Source organism: Massilia sp. PAMC28688 (assembly GCF_019443445.1).
Lineage (GTDB): Bacteria > Pseudomonadota > Gammaproteobacteria > Burkholderiales > Burkholderiaceae_D > Telluria_A.
The window spans coordinates 4,125,589-4,145,862 of sequence record NZ_CP080378.1 but is presented as its reverse complement, the minus strand read 5'-3'; the positions used below and the strand labels follow the sequence as shown (position 1 = coordinate 4,145,862).

At 67.0% G+C, this 20,274-nt stretch carries 12 protein-coding genes; 4 read left to right on the top strand and 8 right to left on the bottom strand.

All coding sequences use genetic code 11. The features are described from left to right. The first annotated feature begins 66 nt into the window (after positions 1-66). Positions 67-1,656 (top strand): diguanylate cyclase, encoded by a 1,590-nt coding sequence (locus tag KY495_RS18590; protein WP_219880835.1) that lies wholly within the window; start codon positions 67-69, stop codon positions 1,654-1,656. Between the two features lie 13 nt (positions 1,657-1,669). On the opposite strand, the gene KY495_RS18585 is transcribed toward KY495_RS18590, so the two are convergent. Further along, a complete protein-coding gene (locus tag KY495_RS18585; RefSeq protein ID WP_219880834.1) occupies positions 1,670-2,236 on the bottom strand; it encodes an SRPBCC family protein in 567 nt (188 codons plus the stop codon). 35 nt (positions 2,237-2,271) lie between these two features. After that, positions 2,272-2,730 (bottom strand): hypothetical protein, encoded by a 459-nt coding sequence (locus KY495_RS18580; RefSeq protein ID WP_219880833.1) that lies wholly within the window; start codon positions 2,728-2,730, stop codon positions 2,272-2,274. A 302-nt stretch (positions 2,731-3,032) separates the two neighbouring features. Here KY495_RS18580 and KY495_RS18575 point away from each other — a divergent pair, with 302 nt between their 5' ends. Together KY495_RS18575 and KY495_RS18570 are read left to right on the top strand one after the other, a co-directional pair. Further along, positions 3,033-3,578: a cyclic nucleotide-binding/CBS domain-containing protein gene (locus KY495_RS18575; protein ID WP_219880832.1), complete on the top strand. Its 546-nt coding sequence runs from the start codon at positions 3,033-3,035 to the stop codon at positions 3,576-3,578. Between the two features lie 120 nt (positions 3,579-3,698). Continuing rightward, positions 3,699-4,109 (top strand): hypothetical protein, encoded by a 411-nt coding sequence (locus KY495_RS18570; RefSeq protein WP_219880831.1) that lies wholly within the window; start codon positions 3,699-3,701, stop codon positions 4,107-4,109. Here the strand turns inward: KY495_RS18570 and KY495_RS18565 are convergent. Next, positions 4,106-4,594, bottom strand: coding sequence for a phage regulatory CII family protein (locus KY495_RS18565; RefSeq protein ID WP_219880830.1), 489 nt, complete (start codon positions 4,592-4,594; stop codon positions 4,106-4,108). The genes KY495_RS18570 and KY495_RS18565 overlap by 4 nt on opposite strands. 207 nt (positions 4,595-4,801) lie before the next feature. Between KY495_RS18565 and KY495_RS18560 the strand changes: the two genes are divergently transcribed. Beyond that, positions 4,802-5,335, top strand: a complete 534-nt coding sequence (locus tag KY495_RS18560) for a hypothetical protein (protein WP_219880829.1) — start codon at positions 4,802-4,804, stop codon at positions 5,333-5,335. 7 nt (positions 5,336-5,342) lie between these two features. On the opposite strand, the gene KY495_RS18555 is transcribed toward KY495_RS18560, so the two are convergent. From KY495_RS18555 to KY495_RS24240, 5 genes are read right to left on the bottom strand one after another with little or no spacing between them, the layout of a single operon-like run. Continuing rightward, positions 5,343-7,433 (bottom strand): HlyD family efflux transporter periplasmic adaptor subunit, encoded by a 2,091-nt coding sequence (locus KY495_RS18555; protein WP_219880828.1) that lies wholly within the window; start codon positions 7,431-7,433, stop codon positions 5,343-5,345. A 1-nt stretch (position 7,434) separates the two neighbouring features. Next, complete coding sequence (locus KY495_RS18550; RefSeq protein WP_219880827.1) at positions 7,435-8,790, bottom strand: efflux RND transporter periplasmic adaptor subunit; 1,356 nt, start codon at positions 8,788-8,790, stop codon at positions 7,435-7,437. Further along, positions 8,780-9,523 carry an efflux RND transporter periplasmic adaptor subunit gene (locus KY495_RS18545; RefSeq protein ID WP_219880826.1) on the bottom strand — a complete coding sequence of 248 codons (744 nt, stop codon included), beginning with the start codon at positions 9,521-9,523 and terminating at the stop codon, positions 8,780-8,782. The genes KY495_RS18550 and KY495_RS18545 overlap by 11 nt, the downstream gene beginning before the upstream one ends. After that, positions 9,520-11,022 (bottom strand): TolC family protein, encoded by a 1,503-nt coding sequence (locus KY495_RS18540; RefSeq protein ID WP_219880825.1) that lies wholly within the window; start codon positions 11,020-11,022, stop codon positions 9,520-9,522. The genes KY495_RS18545 and KY495_RS18540 overlap by 4 nt, the downstream gene beginning before the upstream one ends. A gap of 26 nt (positions 11,023-11,048) precedes the next feature. Continuing rightward, complete coding sequence (locus tag KY495_RS24240) at positions 11,049-19,988, bottom strand: Ig-like domain-containing protein (protein ID WP_219880824.1); 8,940 nt, start codon at positions 19,986-19,988, stop codon at positions 11,049-11,051. Positions 19,989-20,274 lie beyond the last annotated feature (286 nt).

Sequence of the window (20,274 nt, the reverse complement as noted above, 5' to 3'; positions counted from 1 at the left end):
CAATGTGCACGTGCCCCTAACCCCATTTCCGCGCCGGCTGCACCCATGCCCGCCCCTTGCAGGCACATGAAGCCGGAACAAATCCTCGCCTCCCTGTCCCAGCTCGATCACCAGAAGCGCCCGGTGACCTTGTGGGCCATCGTCTTCTTGTCCCTGGTGTGCCTGTCGCTCGGGGGCATGCAGGGCTGGAGCGTCTACACGGCCCGCGCCATGCAACTGGACGAGGCGGCCACGGCCGCGTCGAACCTGGCCAGCGCGCTGGCCGAGCAGGTGAGCCAGGATCTGGACAAGGTTGACCTGACCCTGCTCGACCTGGGCGAACGGCTCGAGCGCGAGAGCATGCTGGGCGAACCGGCGCCGCTCGATGACTACCTGGCCGCGCGCCTGCGCCGCCTTCCCCTGCTGCACGCTCTGGCCGGATACGATGACGATGGCGCGGCCTTGCTGGCGAGCGAAGGGGCGGCTGTGCCTGCCGCCACCATCAACAGCCATCTCGTGCAGCACCGCTATCTGCCGGCAGCCCAGTTATTCGTCGGCAGCCCGCTGCGGGACGCCGCGTCGTCGCAATGGCTGCTGCCGGTGTCGCGTCCGCTCACTGCCGACGATGGCAGCTTCAGGGGCGTGGCCATGGCATTGATCCGGATCGGACACTTGCGCGGCCTGCAAGGCATGCAGCCGGGCACCCGCGGCAATGTGGTGCTGGCCCTGGAATCGGGGCAGCTGCTTCATACCCTGCCGCGCAACCATGATGTGGGACGCGACATACGCAACAGCACGCTGTTCGCCGTGCGCCGCGGTGCCGGCCCGGCCGGATCGAGGATAGTCGGACCGCCGGCCGGCAGTAGCGAAGCGCCTACCCTGTACAGCTACCAGAACGTGCCCGGCTACCCGCTGCTGATCGCGGTGTCCCGCTCCACCGATGAGATCCTGGCGCGCTGGTGGGACAGCGCCTATCTGTCCACCGCCGGGGTGTCGCTGCTGATGCTGATCCAGCTGTGGCTGGGCGTACGCCTGTACAGCCAGATCTCGCTGCGTGACCAGCTCGAGAAGGAACGGCGCAATCTGCAAAAGCTGCTGGTCAAGAAGAGCCGCTCCCTGCGGCAGCAGGCCTTGCGCGACGCCCTGACCGGCATTGCCAACCGGCGCCAGTTTGACACCCGCCTTGTGCGGGAATTCGACCGCGCCATGGCCGAGGGTCGCTCGCTGGCCCTGATTATTCTGGATGTCGATTACTTCAAGAAATATAACGATCTGTACGGTCACCCCGCCGGGGATGAATGCCTGAAATTTGTCGCAGCCCGCATCCACGGCGGGCGCCGTCGCAGTCACGATCTGGCGGCGCGCCTGGGCGGCGAAGAATTTGCCATTCTGCTGCCCGGTACCGGACTGCGGGGCGCCATTGCCGTGGCCGAAGCCATCCGTAAGTCGGTGGCGGCCCACAAGCTCACCCACGTGCCGGGCCGGGCCCATAGCGTGACCGTCAGCTGCGGCGTCCACGCCCTGGTGCCGATCGAGGGCATGGTGCCGTCCGAACTGATTGACGCGGCCGACCGCGCCCTCTATCTGGCCAAGGCAAGTGGGCGCAACCGGGTGCGCGCGGAAGGCAGCATGCCGCCTTCCGGTGTCAAGCGCCTGTCACTCGTCATCAACAAATAGCGCAGCCCAGGCCTTATTGCGTGGCGCTGCTGCCCGCGTCCTGGGTGATGGTGCCGCGCCAGGCCCCGGTTTCCTGGCCCCGCGACTCGATCATTTCCTTGAATTTCTTCAGGTTGCCCCGGGCCTCCATGCGCACGGCACCGAGCGCGTCGCCCACCATTTCAACCCCGTCGGTCGGCTCGTAGTACATCTCGAGCGTGACGCGGGTGCGCGACCTGGACAGGCTCTTGAAGGTGACCGTACCGCCATTGGGCGTGCCGGACGTGCTGCGCCAGGCAATAAGCTGGTCGGGGCGCTGTTCCGTGATTTCGGCATCCCATTCGATGGCCTTGCCAAAGACCGTGGCCTTCCAGTGCAAGCGCTTGTCATCGAGCTGGCGCACTTCGTGGACGCTGTCCATGAAGCGGGGAAACTCTTCAAACTGGGTGAACTGGTCGTAAGCCACGCGCACCGGCACATTGACGTCGACGCTTTCGCTGACATGCGAATCGGACGACTGTCCCTTGTTTTTTTTCAGTTGTTTTGCCAGTACGGCCCCGCCAACGGCGAGCGCGGCGACGGTAATGAGTCGAGAGAGCATGTATTCCTCCTGGTGGTCAGTGAATGAGTGCTGCGTTAACGGCTTGGATAGGTCGACTGCTGGGTGTCGCCGGTGCGGGGTGGCGGCGGCGTGTTGGCAGACCCGGCAGCAGCGCCTGCACCGCTGGTGCCGATCGGCGAGCTACCCGGCATGCCGCTGGTGTCGCCACTGCCGGTGGCGCCGTTCATGTTGCTGCCGGACGTGACCGTGGCACCGGTCCCGGCGCTGCCGACCATGTCATTGCTGCCGGTGGCCGTGCTGCCTTCCACCACGCCGCCGCTGACACCGGGAATGGCGCCAACGTTCGAGCCGGGCGAAGTGGCACTGCCACCCGTCGCACCGGTGGTGGTGTTGCCCGCTCCGGTGCCAGCCATATTGGCGGTGTTGCCCTGATCAGGATCGAGGGTGCTGTGGTTGCTGTCATTTTTGCAGGCCGTCAGGCCCAGGGCGGCGGCAAGAACCAGGGACATCTGGATAGTCGTGCTTGTTTTCATGGTATTTTTGCCTCATATCGCTTGATGGAGGCAATATGGTAGGACGCCCCAGCTGCCGGGGGAATAGGTGCACCCGCGCCAGTGCTGTAGGCGTATTCCTGCCAAATTGCGGCCTGTAAATGAAGATTCCGGGGTGTGATACCGCGCTCGGCATCCGTCACCGCTTTTTCGTGCAGCCTTGAGGTTTGGATGGCAAGGCGGCGCGGAAGTTTCATGACCAACGATAGATTCCGTACGCTAACGAACGGAGTCAGCGCCGGTGCGGGGGTAAGCTCGCCTGACACCACCACAGGAGACGTGCCGTGAACACTGCTGCCATGCCCTACACTGGTCCCGAGCGCCGCCTTAATACCGGCCTGGGACTCACGCTCGAGCCGGTCGACCCTACCGTGGTGGGTGCCCACGCGCCGCCCATGGCCGACGGCGCTGCCGCGCTCGTCTCCACCGTTCACCGGCCCATTGCCGAAGTCATGGAGCCGAAGCTGTGGACCGTGCACGACGAGGATTCCGTGGCCCGGGTGGAAGAAATTTTCGCCGAACAGCACCTGAGCTGCGCGCCCGTCATGGGCGCCAACGGCATCATCGCGGGAATGATTGGCGCGGCCGAACTGGCGCAGTTTCACTTTGAAAACAAGAACCCCAAGGCAGTGCAGGCATGGGAAATCTGCCGCATCAAGCACTTTGAAGTCAGTCCCCACGAAACGGTCGAAGACGTCGCGCGCCAGCTCACCGAGCACCAGGTCGAGTCGGTGGCGGTGACCGAAGACGGGCACCTGCTCGGCGTGGTCACACTCAAGGACTTGATGCAGGAAATCCTGCGCGTCCTGCCGGCCGACACGCCCGCCTAGGCGGCCCCGGACGGCGCCGGCGGCGGTAATCCACCCTCATTATTACCTATGAAAAACATGTAATCCACGCAACCTTGTTTGCTATGATGGCGTCTTTAACACACGCGGGAGAGCGCAATCATGAATGGTGCAGGTGGAACAAGTGGGGGCAGCGGCCAGTTTTTCCTGGGGCTGATCATGATGTGCGGCGGCTTTTACATGCTGCTCAACGGCATTGTGGTGTCGTCCAACTTTGGCATGGGCACGCGCCTGTTCGGCATTGGCGCCGGCTTCGGCATTACCGGCGGCATGATCCTGATTCCCCTGATGATCGGCGTCGGCATGGTCTTTTACAACAGCAAAAATTACCTGGGCTGGTTCCTTGCAATAGCCTCGTTTGCGGCCCTGGTGATGGGCGTGATCTCATCGGTCAACATGAGCCTGCGCACCATGTCGGCGTTTGAACTGCTCGCCATCCTCGTCCTGGCCATTGGCGGCCTGGGCCTGTTCCTGCGTTCCCTGCGCCCTTCCGGCTCGGGCGCGCGCGGTTAAGCGCCGCCGGCTCCCTGCAGCTTCAGGCGGGCCCGCCAGGCACCCAGGGCCGACAGGGCCGAGTGGAATTCGCGCTCGATCAGGTCGGCTTCGGCAGTCGTCACCACGCCATCCATCAGTGCGCTCGACACCGCCTCGGCCACGGCGCCCACCTCGCTCATGACCCGGCATACGGTTTGCGACAGGTCGTCGCGGCTGGCCTGTTCCGGCTGTGGCACCACGAAGGCGGCCATGCCATGGCGCATGAGCAAGGCATGGAGCGGCAAATGCGCTTCCGCGACGCCGCCCCGGTGGCAATGCTCGACGATGATCGACACTTCCTCGAACGATGGATAATGCGAAGCAATGGTGGGCGAGAGCTTGTTGCGCAAGACATTGGCGGAAATGCCCATTTCCCGTGCCAGTGCCTCCAGCCCGCCAGGGTAGCGGCGGGCCACGGTGTATAGTGCGTCGTGCTGGTTCATGTCCAGATATTTGCGAGTCATGGTCAATCTTGCCTTTGAATGCCGGTGCAAGGCACCGGTGATGCTGTTATTGTTCTCTCAACTTTAACCTGCGGCCCACTTTATAACATGAAGCAAGTACAACATGCCATGCCGCTGTGGCCGATCGTCTGCAACGGCGGATTTTCCTCGCAAATGCCCCCTCCGACAAGGCCGGCACCGCGTGCCGGCGGAGCCGGCGCTGCCGCAATGGCGATGCTCATGGGGCTGGCCCTGTCCCTTCACGCGCCGGCGCGTGCCGTCAGCGTGAGCGAAGCGGCCGACCGGATGGTGGCGCACTACACGCTGGTATCGTCCACCTCGGCGCCCGACGCCAGGTGGGTGTACACCAAGGCCCGCCTCAAGGTCAGGCGTCTCGATGCCCAGCACCTGGTGCTGTACTTTTCGTGCCAGTGGGCCAGCTGGCCGGGCGACGCCTGTTTTGACTGGTGGGTGGTGCGCCAGCACGCCAGCGGCCTGTATCTGCAAGACCTCAATACCGGCGGCATGGGGGTACGCTTCGACCCCACGTCACGCACCCTGACCATGACCATGGAAGGGGCCGGCAAGGATGTGCGCACCGACGTGTTCCGGCCCGGGCCATCGCCGGCGCCGGATGCGGTGCTCGAGCGGCGCATGAAGCGCGCCGAAAACAGCTTTAACGCCACCGTTGCCGAACCGGCCTTTGGCAAGCCCGCGCGCTGGGATTTCACGCGCCAGCGGGTGTACCCGCCGGCACAGTAACAGCCGGTCAGAATGCGAGGTAGCGGTTCAGCGCCGCCATGGCGGCACGCATGCGGTCCATGACCGGATTATGCGACGAGGACGTGATCTGGATGGTGCCGGTCACGGTGCTGCGCATGGTGGTCATGGGAGTCTCGACGTCCACGTCGACCGCGTAAAAGGCGCCGTGCAGGCGTTCACCATGGGCCGTCTGCAGCGCCGGCAGCGGCCCGCCCGACAGCGATGTCAGTGCCCGCTCCCCCACGCCGGCGCTGGCCCCCACGCCCACCGTGCGCACCCGGCCCCGCACCACCGTCAGCGGATCGCCATCGGGATAAAAGCGCACCGCCGCGCCGGGCGCCAGGCGCTGTACATCGTCTTCCCGCACATAGGCGGTAATCTGCTGAGGTGCCGCCGCGCCGGCCGGCAGCAGCGTGGCGACCTTGCCACCGGCCCTGATCCGGCGCCCCGCCACCACGTGCGAGGCCAGATCGCGCACCACACAGCTGCGCGAGGCACGCACCGTCAGCCGCTCCATATCGGCCAGCACGCTGTCGCGTTCGACCATGCGTTCGGCCAGGGTCTGCTGCAGCACATCGGACTGGTCAAACGAGGCAGCGCCGCTGGCCGCCTTGTCCAGGCGCGCCTGCGCCTCGCGCACGCGGGCCTGCGCCAGGGCCAGGCGCGAGTCCAGTTCCGGCGACTCAAGCTCCAGCACGACCTGGCCCGCCTTGAGCACATCGCCATTGCGCGCGTGGACCGCTTTCACACGCGCGCTGGCCGCCACAAACACCGACTCGCGCGCGGCCCAGGCAAGGTAGGCCGGCGCGCTGACCCGCGACGACCAGGGAAGCACCGCCAGCAGGGCCACCAGGGCCGCGGCGGCGCCAATGGCGCCACGGCGCGCGCGCGTGACCTCCCCGCGGCGCGGCCACAGCAGCGCCAGCTCGGCGAGCACCGGGCGCGCGATGAACCAGCCGATTTCAATTACTGCCAGCGGTACCCCGAGCAGGGGTGGGAAACTCAGCAGCACAAAGTAGGCAATGCCCAGGAACAGCACCACCCGGTACACCCAGGTTGCCAGGCCATAGGCAGCCAGCGCCCTGCCCGGGGCAGGTTCGCGCAGGCCCAGGCAGCGCCGCACCAGCGAGCGCGCCGCTGCAAACGAGGCTTCCTGCAGATTGGGATAATCCAGCAGGTCCGACAGCAGGTAGTAGCCGTCAAAACGCATGAAGGGATTGAGATTGATCGCCAGGGACAGTACCCAGGCCGTGCCGGCAATGATGAACATGGCGCTTTGCAGCGGCCCCTCGGGCAGCAGCAGCCAGCCCCAGGTCGCCGCCACGGCAAACACCAATTCGGTGGCAATGCCGGCCACGCTGACCTGGAACCGCGCGCGCCAGTCGGACAGCTTCCAGATATCGTTCACATCCGTATACAACACCGGCCACAGGACCAGCAGCGCGACCCCGGTGCGCGTGACGCGCAGACCGTGGCGCTTGGCCGCCACCCCGTGTCCGATCTCATGGCATGACTTGAGCAGGGCAAGCGACAGCGCAATCCAGAGCGCCCCTTCCAGGCTGAATGCGTAGCTGAAGGTGGCGCCAAAGCGGGCCGATTGCGCCATCACCTGGGCCGCGCCAGTCACCCCGAGCAGCGCCACCAGCAGCCAGAAGCCGGGCCGGAACAGCCATGTCAGGCGCGGCGCAAGCCAGGCATACAGGCGATCCGGATTGGCCAGCGGGATACGCACGAACAGGTAGTTATGCAGCAGCCAGGCATACCAGCGCTGCGGCTTCGGCGCCAGTGCGCCCAGGGCGGCGGTGGCGCTGCGGTCGCGCCGTGCCAGCAGCTGGTGCCCGTGCAGGAACAGCAGCAGTGCTTCCAGGTTGCTCTCGTCGGGCGCCAGCGGCATGGCCCGGGCCACGGCGTCCAGCAGCGCCGCCGGTGTGGCCAGCTGCCAGTGCGCCAGCATCTGGAATTCGGCCTCGCCAATCTGAAAGAAGCGATTGCGCACCGGATCGTACAGGCGCCACGCGGGCGCGCCGGAGGACGAGGCGCCGGACGCGAAGATCTCGATGTCGTCGCGCAGCGGCGGCAAGTGCGGTGGCAGTGGCACGCTAGACTCCCAGCAGGCGGCGCATGCCCGCCAGCGGCCGGCGCAGCATGTGATAGATCAGCGGTGCGCGCTCGCCATACAGGCGCACCGTGCCCTTCAGCCCAAGCTGGGGCGCCTCGCCCGGCGCGAAGCGCCCGCGCAGGCGAAAGGCACTGTGGCCCTGGGGTGCAATCTCAGTCTCGTAGCTGCTGTCTTCCAGCGTGGCCTGGACCGACCCGAGGGGCGCGGTAAACAGGGATAGGCTCATCTGCGCGCCCGGCGCCAGCGCGATCGCGTCGGCCGGCGGCAGCCAGGCCTGGAGCGCCACCCGGGCCGGGTCGGACAGCGTCATCACATGCTCGCCCGTCACCACCGGCTTGCCTACCAGGTCGAGCGGATCGGAAAACACCACCACCCCGGCCGCCGGCGCCCTCACCGTCAGGCGCTGCGACAGCTCCTTGAGGTAGCCCAGTTCCGCCTGCTTTTCCTCGATGCGCGCCGACAGCGCCGCCACGTCGGAGCGTGACGCTTCGTCGGCGAAGCCCTTCTGGCTCGATCGCAGCCAGTCGGCGCGCGCGATTTCCAGCGTCTTGGCCGCCACCGCCAGGCGGTTGCGCACCCCGGCGTCGTCGAGCACATAGAGCACGTCGCCTGCCTTGACGGCCTGGTTGGGACGCACCATCACCTCGCGGATCGGCGCATCGGCAGGCGCCGCCAGCACGATCGGCGCCTGGGCAATGACTTCACCGTCGACCACCACCGACAGGCGTAATGGCAGCAGCAGCACCGATGCGGCCAGCAGGGCACCCACCCGCACGCGGCGCCTTGCGGCCAGCTGCCGCAGGCGCGCCCGCCAGTTGCGGTGCCGGCGCTGCCAGCCCCACAGGGCGTGGCCATACAACCCCGCAGCCTCGCCCAGCAGCGCCACTTCGGACGCGTCAAACGCCGTCTCGCGCGCCAACAGCAGCACGCCCGGCCACGGTTCGGCAGGCGACGGCAGCGGCATCCACAGCAGGTGCGCGGGCAGCCACTCGGCCCACTGGCTGCCCAGCTTTTCAGGAACGCTCGCAGCGCTCAGCTGCGCGGGTGCCGAAGCGCTCCCGGCGCCGCCCGCCAGGTGTGCGAGCGCCAGCGCATTGAGCCACATCACAAAGGGACTGTCCGCCTCAATTTTCGCCAGTCCGCTGGCATGCGTGATGCGTCCGCCACCGTCGTCGCCCGGCCGCCACAAGGCAGCCATGTGATACGGCAGCAGCTGGAAGGTCTGGTTGACGATGGCGTACGACGCCAGGTCTTCGCTTTTGGCCTGGGTCACATCGCGCGCCAGCGCCAGCAGATGGGCCAGCACGCTCTCGCCAGGCTGGCCGTCAGCGCTCATTGAACCTGGCGCTCCCGCTCATGCCGGCAATCAGTTCGGGATGCTTGCCCGCGATGACACCGGTCAGTTCGACCGTACGGCTGGCCGGGTCCACGCGGCCATTGATTACCTTGACCTTGGCCGGGTAAGTCTTGCCGGTTTCATCGACCGTGATATTGAAAGCGGTGCCCTCCCCCAGCCAGCTGAGCCAGCGCGACGGCACATGCAGCTGGAAGCGGAAGCTGCTGTTGTCCACCAGGTCCAGCAGGGGCTGGCCTGCCGCCACCGTTTCGTGGGCGCGCACCCGCAGCTTGACCAGCCGTGCGCTGAACGGTGCGCTGATACTGCAGTAGCCCATCTGCGCCTTGACCACATTGACCTGGGCCTGCGCCTTGGTCACGGCGGCCTGCGCCAGCCGCACGTCCAGCTCACTGGCCGAGCGATACGCCTTGAGCTCCTGCTTGCTGGCGTTCGTTTCCCTGGCCGACAGCAGCTCCGCTTCCGACATGTTCAGGCGCGCGGCCTGCTCTGCGCAATCGAACCGCACCAGGATATCGCCCTTCCTGACACGGCTGCCCAGGGCAGCGGGCAGCGATACCACGCGCGCGGCCACCTGGCTGGAGATGACGGCTTCGTTTTCCGCCACCAGCAGCACGCGGATGGCATCGGCCGGCGGTGCGGCCTGGCGCACCTGGGCCGCCGCCGGCAGTGCCAGCGCCATCACGCACGCGCCCACCTGCAGCGAACGCATCATTTGGCGCCTCCGCCCACGATGCCGTCAACCGTCCAGTTCTTCAGACCCTGGTCAAGGCTGGTGGAAAATTCGGCCAGGCTCCCGGCCTGCTGCGGCACGGCCAGATCCACGCCGATGGAATTGAGCATGCGTGCATGCGCCGCCTGCATCGATGCCTGCGAATAAGCGCGCTGCAGGCTCGAAAGCACAGAGCGCACCTGGGCGCGGATTGCTTCGAGCTCGCTCTCGGACGAACTCTTGACCGCATTGGCCATCTGGGCGTTGATGCGCTGGTCGATGCCATCCAGGCGCTGCGCCAGCGTGTACTCCTCCACCGTTTGCCGGTAGCGCTCGGCCGAGATGCGCACCTGCGTCATCACCGCCATGCCCAGCGCGGCGCGGCGCATGTCGTCCACCTTCATCTGCGCCTCGTGCTGGCGCCTGGCCGCCGGCAGCGAAAAGGCCTTGAACAGGTTGAACGACACACGCAGGCCCGATTCATACCAGCTATTGTTGTACAGGTACTTGTTCGAATCATGCTGCAGACCGGTGTCAAACGACAGGCCCGGCAGCACCGACAGCACCGCCTTGCGCATTTCCAGGGCGCTGTTGCGCTTGCGGTAGTCTTCCTCGCGCAGTTCGGCGCGGTGCATGAGCGCATGGTCTTCCATGCGTGTGATGGCTGCGGCGTCCATGGCAGGCGGCAGCGCCGGCTCGGCGCCATCGTCCTTCAGGCGAAAGGCGGCGCCGGGACGCAGGTTCATGAGCGCGGCGAGCTCCATGCGCGCCCCCTCAAGCTCGTTGCGGCGCAGGCGCAGCTGCTGCACGATCTCCAGCAGGCCGCGCTGGTAGACCAGCGCCTGCATCGGCGGCATCAGGCGCTTTTCCTCGATGCGCTGCGAGTCCGCGAGCGCCGCTTCGGCCACGCCATGCAGGCGGTCGATGTCGGCCGAGAAGCGCTGCGCGGCCAGCGCACGCCAGTAGGCGGTATACACTTCCTGGGTGATGTTCTGCATGGTCTTGCGGCGGCGCTCCTCGGCAATGAGCACCTGGTTGGCGCTTTGCTGCGCGCGCACGTACGACAGGCCGAAGTCAAGGGCATTCCACGACAGCGTCAGCTGCTCGGTGTGGCGCGTGCGTTCCTGCGCCACCGAGACATCGGTCTGCACCTGGCCGGTGCGCAGGTTCATGGCCGTGCCGCCGGGGTCATTGCTGCGGGTGGTGTAGCCCGCCGCTGCGGTCAGGCGCGGCAGCATGTCGTAAAAACCGAGATCGAGCTGGCTGCGCGCGAGCGCGTTTTCCATCAGCTTGACGCGCGTCTCCAGGTTGTACTTGTAGGCGCGTGCCAGCACATCGGCAAAACTGAGCTCACCGCTCACCGGTTCCTGGTCGCGGAACATGGCCGCCTGGTCCTGCGTCACCCGCGCCTGGCGCTCGCCGGAAGTACTGGCCAGCGGGACCACCGTGCAGCCACTGGTCAGGGCGGCGGCAACGGCAAGCGGCAAAATTTTCTTGAACATGCAATGGTTCCTGTAGCGTGTATTGGTCATGATGGGCGATTGGCGAGGGCCACCAGCTTGTCGCGGCCCTCGGTCTGCCTGGCGGCGGCCTTTGCAATCTGCGCCATGAAGCCCGGTTTGCCCGGCTTGACGGCATCGACGGCGGCCGAAGGCGCACTGCCCGGGCCGCGGTATTCCTTGGTTCCGCTCTGGGTCTGGCCGCCTTCTGCCTTGATCGTAAAGCGGATCGTGCGTTTGTCCTTGACGTCGCCGCCATCGGCTTCGCGCAGCTTCACGCCCTGGATCACCTGTTCGTATTCAGCCGCGCTGGCAGCGCCGGCCAGCGTCAGCGTGCCGGTAGACGGGTCGTAGGTGGCGGTGATGTTGGGCGAAGCGATGGACAGCTCCAGCAAGTCGCTGTCGGGTACCAGGCCCGCTTCAATCTTGACCACCGCAGAGACCAGCTTGAGCGCATCCTTGCCAAGCGCCGCTCCCTCGGACTGGCGCACGCTGATCGCGAAGCCGGCGCCAATGTCGGTGCCGCGCAAGGTCGACAAGGCGCCGCTGCTGCCGAATGCGGCATTGCCGGTGTCGATATCGAACACCATTGCCGGCGCGGCCGCCTGCGCGAACAGGGCCACTGCCTGCACCCCTGGCGCGGGGATGCCGTTCGCAACCAGCGCCGCTCCCGGCGCCAGCGCACTGGTGTCCAGCGCAGCCGGGGCGGCATCCGAAAGTGCCGCTGCAGGCGATGCAAACGCGGGAACGGGCGCCGCCTGTGTCACGCCGGCGACCGGCGGCACAGGGGCAGCCGGGGCGACAGGCACCTGGCTCACCGGCTCCGGGGTGGTGACGACGATCGGGACCCTGACCACTGGCGGTGTCACCGGCGGCGTAACGACCGGTGGCGTGACCGGAGGCGTAACGACCGGCGGCGTGACCGGAGGCGTAACGACCGGCGGCGTGACTGCGGGCGGCTCCACTACCGGAGGCGTGACCACCGGTGGCGTGACAGCGGGCGGTTCCACGACCGGCGGCTCCACCACCGGAGGCGCCACAGGCGGCGCAACGACCGGTGGCTCCACCGGTGGCGTCACCGCTGGCGGCGGTTCTGGTGGCGTCACCTCCGGCGGCGCCAGCGTGACTTGCCGGACAGCGAGCGGCCCGGGATTTCCGGCCGCATCCACGACACGCGCCTGGATCATCCAGTTGGCGCCATGTGCCATGGCATCGGTCGCCTGCCAGCTGCTGCCCGTCACGCTGGCCGCAGCCCAGCTGGCACCGCCATCCATGCTCACTTCCAGCATCTCGCCGGCTGCGAGCGGCGCCGACAGGCTGCCCGTCACGACGCGGCCGGCATTGCCGTCGCTGGTGACAAAGTCGCCTGCCTGCCCGGTATCGCGCGTCATGGCGCCGATGCTCACTACGTGCAGCGGCGCGCTCGCGTCCACGGTAATGAGGTACGTCGCGGACGCCGTGCCGCTGGCGGCCGTCACGGTATTTTCCACCACCGCGCTGTAGCGATAGCTTGCGCCATCGGCCAGCATGGCATCGGCATATTCCCACGACAGGCCAGTGACTGCAGCGCTGCCCACGCGCACACCATTGCGATACACCGCCAGTACTTCATTGGCCGCGAGCGGGGCCGACAGGCTGCCTGCCAGCAGCGGCGCCTGGTCGTTCGTCACGCCGCCGTCGGCGACGATTCCGGCCAGCGGCGCCACGTCATCGGTAACACTGATGATGCTCACACCCTGCGCCGGAGCCACCTGCAAGACCACGGATCGCGTGCCGGCCACGGAGGCATTGCCGGCAGCGTCGGTGACGCGGCCGATGATGGTCCAGTTGCCGGTGTGGGTTGCACTGTCGAGCACTGTCCATGCGGTCCCGGTCACGCTGGCCGCCTGCCAGGTCGCGCCACCGTCCGCGCTCATTTCGAGTACCTCGCCGCTGCCAAGCGGCGCCGAGAGGGTACCGCTGACGGTGCGGCCGGCGGCGCCATCTGCGGTGATGAAGTCGTGTGCAGTCCCGGTGTCACGCGACATGGACACCACGTCCAGCGTCTGTGCGGGCGCGCTGGTATCGATGGTGATGACATAGGCTGCCGATGCGGCGCCGCTGGCTGTCGTTGCCGTGTTTTCCACCCGCGCGCTGTAGCTGTAGGAAGCGCCGTCGGCCAGGGCGCTGTCGGCGTAGGACCAGCTGGTGCCCGTGACGGCGGCAGTGCCGATGCGCACACCGTCGCGGTAAAGCGCCACCACCTCGTGCACGCCGAGCGGCGCCGACACGCTGCCGGCGAGTACAGGCGCGGTATCGTTGGTGACGCCGCCATTGCTGACGCTGCCCGTCAGCGGGGCCACATCATCGGCAAGCGTGGCGATGACGACAGTATGCGCCGGTGCGGCCACGGCCGCAGTGACGCTCACTGCGACACTGGCCAGCACGGCGCTGTTGGACAGGTCATCGACAGCTCCCAGTCCAAAGGTGCGCACGCCGGCCGTCGCCGCCCCTGCCAGGTCGTTCCTGTACTGAATATCGCGCAGGACCGCCTGCGCTTCGGCGGCGGTCAAGGGAGTGAACGTATGGCGCTCGATGGTGAAGCTGCCGGCGGCGAAGGAAATGGCAACCCGCACGCCGCCGACCACGATATCGCCCAGCGCAGCCGTGGCATCGCTGCCATCGGCCGCGGCCACGGTGCTGCCGAAAATGAGCTTTTCGCTGGCACCGTCCAGGATGCCGCCAGCTGTCAGCGTCAGGCGCGGCAGGCGGTTGCCTGCTTCGACCACGGTCAGTGGGTCCGCATTGTCGTCCAGGCTCACGGCTGCGCCCATGGTGCTGGTGACGCTGTGATTGATGGTCGCGCCATCGGACGGATCCAGGTCGACCACCGGGGCCGAGGCATCTGCCACCGTCAGTTCATTGCTGCTGGCGTCAGTGACGGCATTGCCCGCCAGGTCGGTGATCCTCGCCACAACCTGGTAGACGCCGTCGAAACCGGCGTTCGGGCCGCCAATTGCCAGCGCATGGGCAGCGGGTATGTCGAGCGTCCAGGCCGTACCGGCCAGCGACAGCTGGCCATCTCCTGCCGTGTAGGTTCTGCCATTGACCGTGACCGTCAGGCCCTGGCCTGCGCCCAGTACCGCGCTGCCCGTCAGGCGCGGCGTGCTGTCGGACGTGACCACCGGGCTGTCGACGGTGACCGCGCCAAGCGGCGCGGCAGTGTCGATTACGATGGCTTGCGACGCAATGGCGCCGGCACCCACCTGGGCGGCCAGGGTGTAACTGCCGTCGCCCAGGGCACTGGCCTGGTAATCGACACTCCAGTTGCCCGCAGAATCGGCCTGCACCGAGGTGGAAAACACGTTGCCACTTCCCGTGGCCAGGCGCACGCTGACGTTCGCGCCGGCCGCCGCACCACCGCGGAACACGAGCGTATTGTCGCTGGTGACGAAGTCGCCGGCCACGCCCGTGTCGGTGCTGATGCTGTCGATGCTCACGCTGTTGCCGGTCAAAGTTTTGTCGTGCAGGACGGTGGCCAGCGCCGAAAACGGCGTGCCGCTGTCATCGATGTAGATGGCCGTCACGCTGATGGTCCCGTTGGCCAGGGCGCGCAGATTGAGCGCCGGTACCTGCCAGGCGTTGCCGCTGACGACGGCCGTATCGGCGTAGGTGATGGTGCCGTCGGTGATGGTCAGTGCAATCACGCTGCCGTCGGCGACATTGACCGTGGTACCCCGCAGGATGACGGCCGTATCCTCGGCCGCGCTGAGGGTGCCGTCCGGCGTGTTGGCACCGGTGTAGTCCAGGTGCGTGGTAATGCCGATGACCGGCGCCGCCAGGTCGATGATCATCGCCTTGCTGGCCGAGGCCACGTTGCCGGCAATGTCGCTGCCACTGGCGCTGATGGTCAGCGCCGCGCCATCGGCATAGGTGACAATGGCGCCCTGCCCGGCCGGCACCACGCTGCCCGTGTCCACGCGCCAGGTGCCGTCGGTGCCCACGCTGGTGGCATAGGTGTAGCTGCCGCCCCCGGCAACGGCCACGGTCACGCTGATGGCGCGCCCGCTGCCGATATCGCTGGTACCGGACAGTATGGGCGTGCTGTCGGCGCTGCGGTAGTTGGTGGTCAGGCCCATCTGCGCCCGGGTGTCGATGACCAGCGCCTGGCTTACCGTGGTGGTGAGGCCAGAAGCATCGGTGACCGAGGCGCGCAGCGTGTACACGCCATCGGCCAGCGCGCTGCCGCTGCGGTCGATACTCCAGACGCCGCCGGTGGCGCCGGCCAGCTGGCGAAATACTTCAGTGCCGCTGCTGTCGGTGGCCCATACGGTCACCTCGGCGCCGCTGGTGGCGCTGCCGCTGATGATCAGGCTGGCATCGGCGGTGATGTAGTCGGCCGCGCTGGCGCCGCTGTCAAGCGAGACGGCGCCAATAGCCACTGTCCTGGAATCGATCACCACGACCTGGGTGGCGAGCGCCGTGCCACCTGCCGAAACGGTGCTCGCCTGCAGTGTATAGCTGCCGTTGGCCAGCTGCACCCCGGTGTAGTTCAGCGTCCACGCGCCGTCAGCGCCGGCCGTCACGGGACTGCCGATCTGGCCGCCATTGAGGCTGACGGTAACGGTCTGGCCTGCACCGGCGTAGCCGCCAAATGACAGGGCACGGGTCGCGGTGATGAAATCGCTGGCGCTGCCGCCCGTATCGCTCGAGAGCATGGCAACGGCGGTGGCGCTGACCTGGGCCGCATTGCCGGCTGCGTCCGAGGCGCTGACGGTAATGAGGCTGTTGACCGGGGTGGCTACCTGTGAGGCCACGCGCCAGCTGCCGTCGGCCTGCACGGTGGTGGTATAGGTGGCCTCCGGCGCGCCGGCGCGGTCGGTGTTGATGGTGACCGTCACCTCGGTTCCGGCAGCCAGGTCGGTGCTGGTACCGCTGATGAAGGGATTGGCATTGCCAACCGTGGCCGCCGAAGTAATGTGCAGCAGCGGCGCGGTCTTGTCGTGCCAGACGGTGGCGCTGGTGCTGGCGCTGTTGCTGGTGGCGGCATTGCGATCCGGGTCCACCACTGCCGACACGGTGAGCGAACCATCCTTGAGCGGCGACAGGTTCATGCCCGTCACCGACCACCGGCCGTCGGTGCCGACGCTGGCCGTAGCGGTGGGATCGATGGTGCTCGCGTCACCGTCGGACACGGTCACGGTGACCAGGCCGCCGGTGGCGTTGACTGCGTAGCCGCTGATGGTCACGGCGTCGTCTTCGGCAGCGTTGATGATTCCATTGGCATCGATCGGCGTGGTGATCGATATCGAGGGGGTGCCGGTCACCAGCAGCAGCGTAGGCTGCGCCACGTCCTTGACGATGAACGTGGTACCGCCACCACCGCCGCTGATATGGTCGGTCAGCTGGGCCGTGATGACCAGTGTGCCATTGTTGAAGTCATCGACCAGGTGGGCAGCCATGGCCAGGCTCCAGTTGTAGCCCGAGCGCGTGAGCGCCATGCCGGCCTCGCCGCTGGTCCTGGTGATGCTGCCATCGCTGACGGTAACGACAATCGTGCCGCTGGCTGACGTGGCGGTGCCGGCGACGGTCCCGCTGATGGTAATGCCCCCGCCAATCTCGCCCGAAGTAATGGTGGTGTCGGCACCGCCGGTGCCGGTCACGCCCACCACGCTGATGGCAGGCGGTGACAGGTTGGGATTCTGGTACGCCACGGTCTGGGAAGTCTGCATCACCTTGTTGCCAGCGACGTCAGTGGCCGTGGAGGCGGCATAGATGGTCACGTTGCCATTACCGTTGGGCAGGGTCAGCAAGGCGGAAAAATCGCCATTCGCGTCCACCGTGGCATTGAGGACGGTGGCGTCGATGCTGGTCCAGATGCGCACGATGGAGCCGGCCGGCAGGGCCACGTTGCCAAAAGCCGTGGCCGACGAGGCCTTGACCGTGGACGGTGTGGTGAGCACGATCTGCGGGGCGATGGCATCGTGCGAGGCCACCTTGACCGCCGAGGCGCCGCCTGCGCTGGCAGTAAACACGAGCGAGGTATCCTTCAGGCCCGACACATCGAACGCATCGCCGGCCAGCGTGAAGCTGCCATCGGCGGCCACCGTCGCGGCCTTGCTCAACGTGGTGATGCCATCGCTGACGGTGATCGTCACCGTGCTGCCGACGGCGACGTTGGTGGTACTGCCGCTGACCACCACGGCATTGTCCTCGGCCTTGTTGAAGATACGGTCGCCGGCGATGATGATGGACTCGGCCCCACCGTTGGCAATGACCGACTCCACGCCGCTGGCGTCAAGCGCCGAGGTGCCGATGCGGATACCGGCGATGACGGTGTCAAGTGCCAGCGTGTCGGTGGCGCTCTGGCCGCTGGCGTCGAGCGGGGTGGTCACGGTGACCAGGGCGGCGCCGGACAGGCCCGCGACCGGCATGAAGCCCGCCACCGGCTGGGCAATGCTGGTGTCGAGCGTCCAGTTGCCAGCAGCGTCGGTGGCAACCGCGTAGCGGATCTGGTCACCGGTGCCGTTGCCGGCAGGGTCGATCAGCAGGTTGATGAAACCGCTGATGACGGTGGAGGTGCCGGAAAAGACCGGCCGCGCGACGCCCGACGTGGCGGCGCCATCGTCGGCACCGTCATGGTCATGGATGGCGATGGCTGGGCCGCCGACAATGGCCAGCTCGCCGCTGCTGGTGTCACTCACGCTGCTGCCCCCGCGCGCCACCGTCGCCACCACGTGATACAGCGCATCCGGCGCCAGTGCGCCCAGCGTGCCGCCGCCTTCCATGCTGGCCGTGGCCAGGTTCACACTCCAGCTGTCAGCGGCAAGCGAAGGTGTGTACACGGCCAGCAGTGCGCCGGGGCTGCCGCCGTTATCGGCATACAGGCGCACGCTGATCGCATCGCCGGCGATATTGGTCCAGGCCCCTCCAATGACGGGCAGCGTGGAACCGGTCACCTGGCTGGTCACGGTTGGCACGTTCAGCGCCACTGCGCCGCTGCGGTTGCCGGCCGCATCAACGGCGGTGGCCGTGATCTTGGTGGTGGGGGTGAGCCCGGCCGCCGGCATGCTGCCCGACAGCGGCGTGGCGGTGGCGGTATTGAGGGTCCAGGCGCCGCCCGAGACAAGCACCTGGTACACCAGATTGGCGCTGGCGGCATTGTTGTCCGGGTCGAGCGTCAGGGTCAGCTGGGCACCGTCGGGCAAGTCCGTGGTGCCGCTCAGTAGCGGCCTGCCGGCGGTGGTGCCGGCCAGCTGGGTGATCCCGACCAGGGGGCCGGTTTTGTCCAGCATCACGCTGGCGCTGTCACTGGCAGTGACGCCATTATTGACCACGGATGCGGTAATGGTGAGCGTGCCTTCGGCCAGCCCGGACAGGTCCACGCCGCCCACGCTCCATGTGTTCAGACCATTGATGCCGGCTACCACGGTGGCACTGGCCGTCGTGCTGCCGCCAGCGCCGTCGCTGATGGCCAGGGCCACCGTGGAGCCGATGCTGGCCTTGGTGGTGCCGTGCAGCGTCACGCTGGAAGCCTCGCTGCCGGCGCCAGCCCCGGCCAGCAGCCCATCGCCGACCGGTTCGCGGATCGTCACCGACAAACCGTCCGGCACCGGGTTACTGGCCGACATGGGCGAGGTGAACGTGCCGAGCGAGGCGAAACTGGCGTTCTTGTCGTAACTTGGCCCCACCCCATTCAGGTCACCGTTGATTGGGCCGGTCTGGGTCTGGGTAAAGCTGATGTACTGGACGACGGTGTCCTTGCCATAGCCGGCAATGCCGGTACTGCCGCGCGGACCGGTGCCGCTGCGATCGGTCGGTGAAGGCTTGGCCAGCACCAGCGCGATGTCGGCAATCGGCACGCGCCAGCTGACAAAGACATCGGTCCCGCCACGCCCGGTCAGATCGCTGGCGCTGCCGCCCAGGGTCGATGGGCCCCAGTTGGGGTCGGTGGCAGCCGATACCGCCACCACTGAATAGGTGCCGGGTGTGAATCCATACACCCCGTTATTGGGCAGCCAGCCGGTTGGCAGCGCCGAGGTGGACGTGGTGCTTGGTGACAGGTTGGCGCCGGTGCCCGGATCGAGCAGGCGCACGGCCTGGCCGTTGTTGCGGCCATCGACCGAAAAGAACAGGTCGATCCTGCCGTCCAGGTTGGCATCCATGCCGACAATGGCCACACCGCCAAAATTGGTGCTGCTGGTGGGATTGTCGATACGCATGCGAAATACCAGCGTGTCGTCGGCCACACTGGCCGTCCCCTTGTCGTCGTAGGCCGTGTACAGCGAACCGTGGGTGGCGTCGCCAATGATGTCGGTGTCGGCGGCGCCGGCCTGGCTGTCGCCATACGGGTCGCGTCCGGCGCCGACCATGATCGTGGTCCAGCCGGTATTGCCGCCCAGGTCAATGGTTGCCAGGCGCGGGGCATAGGTGGCAGGGTCGCCGCGGCCGGCCGAAAAGACGGCCTGGGTGTCGATCGCGCCGGTGGAAAATTCAAGCGTCCAGTTGCCGCCACCGGTGTCGTCGGTGGAAGCGGCGACATCGGCGCCGGTCAGCGCCGCCAATTGTCCCAGCAGTGCCAGCCCGCCTTCGGAGGCTGCCACGTCGCAGCCATAGACCAGGATGTCAGCATCGGCCGTCAGCGCCTGCGACCACAGGGCCACCTGCGCGGCGCGCGCGTCGAGCGTGGCGCCGTTGAGCGGCTGGCCGGGCAGCGCAATGAAGCCGGGCGCGCCGTGCGCCACCAGGTGAATGGCGCCCACGCCGCTGCGCCCTTCCAGCGCCCGGCTGATCTGGTCAAGGCCGTCGCTGCCGGCATCGAGCGTGATGACCTCGGCCGAAGGACCGAAGGCCTGGACAATGGCATCGATGTCGAGCACTTCGGGTGAAATGAAGACCAGTTCGGCGGGCGCGGCGGCGATGGCCGGATCCGGCATGGCAGGTGCGTCGGCCGCATCCCAGGCCACCAGCGCGGCGCCGTCAAACAGCATGCGCGGCTCCAGGGCCGTCAGTTGATTGTGTCTTTTCAGTCCAGCGGGCCGCTTTGCCGACATCGCAATTTTCCATCTACGTTGCCCTGCCTGTACGCTGTACGATGGCAAGGTTAATATCCGGACACGGTGGGCTGGGTGTCGACGCCGTGAATATAGCGCAGATTCGTTGCTTCTAAATGCATTGAGGCCACAAAAATGTAGTTTGAGAGCAACTTTGCAAACAACTTTCGCAGTTCCGCAACACAGATTGGCAATTCGCCATGCATGAAAGACCACACCCGAG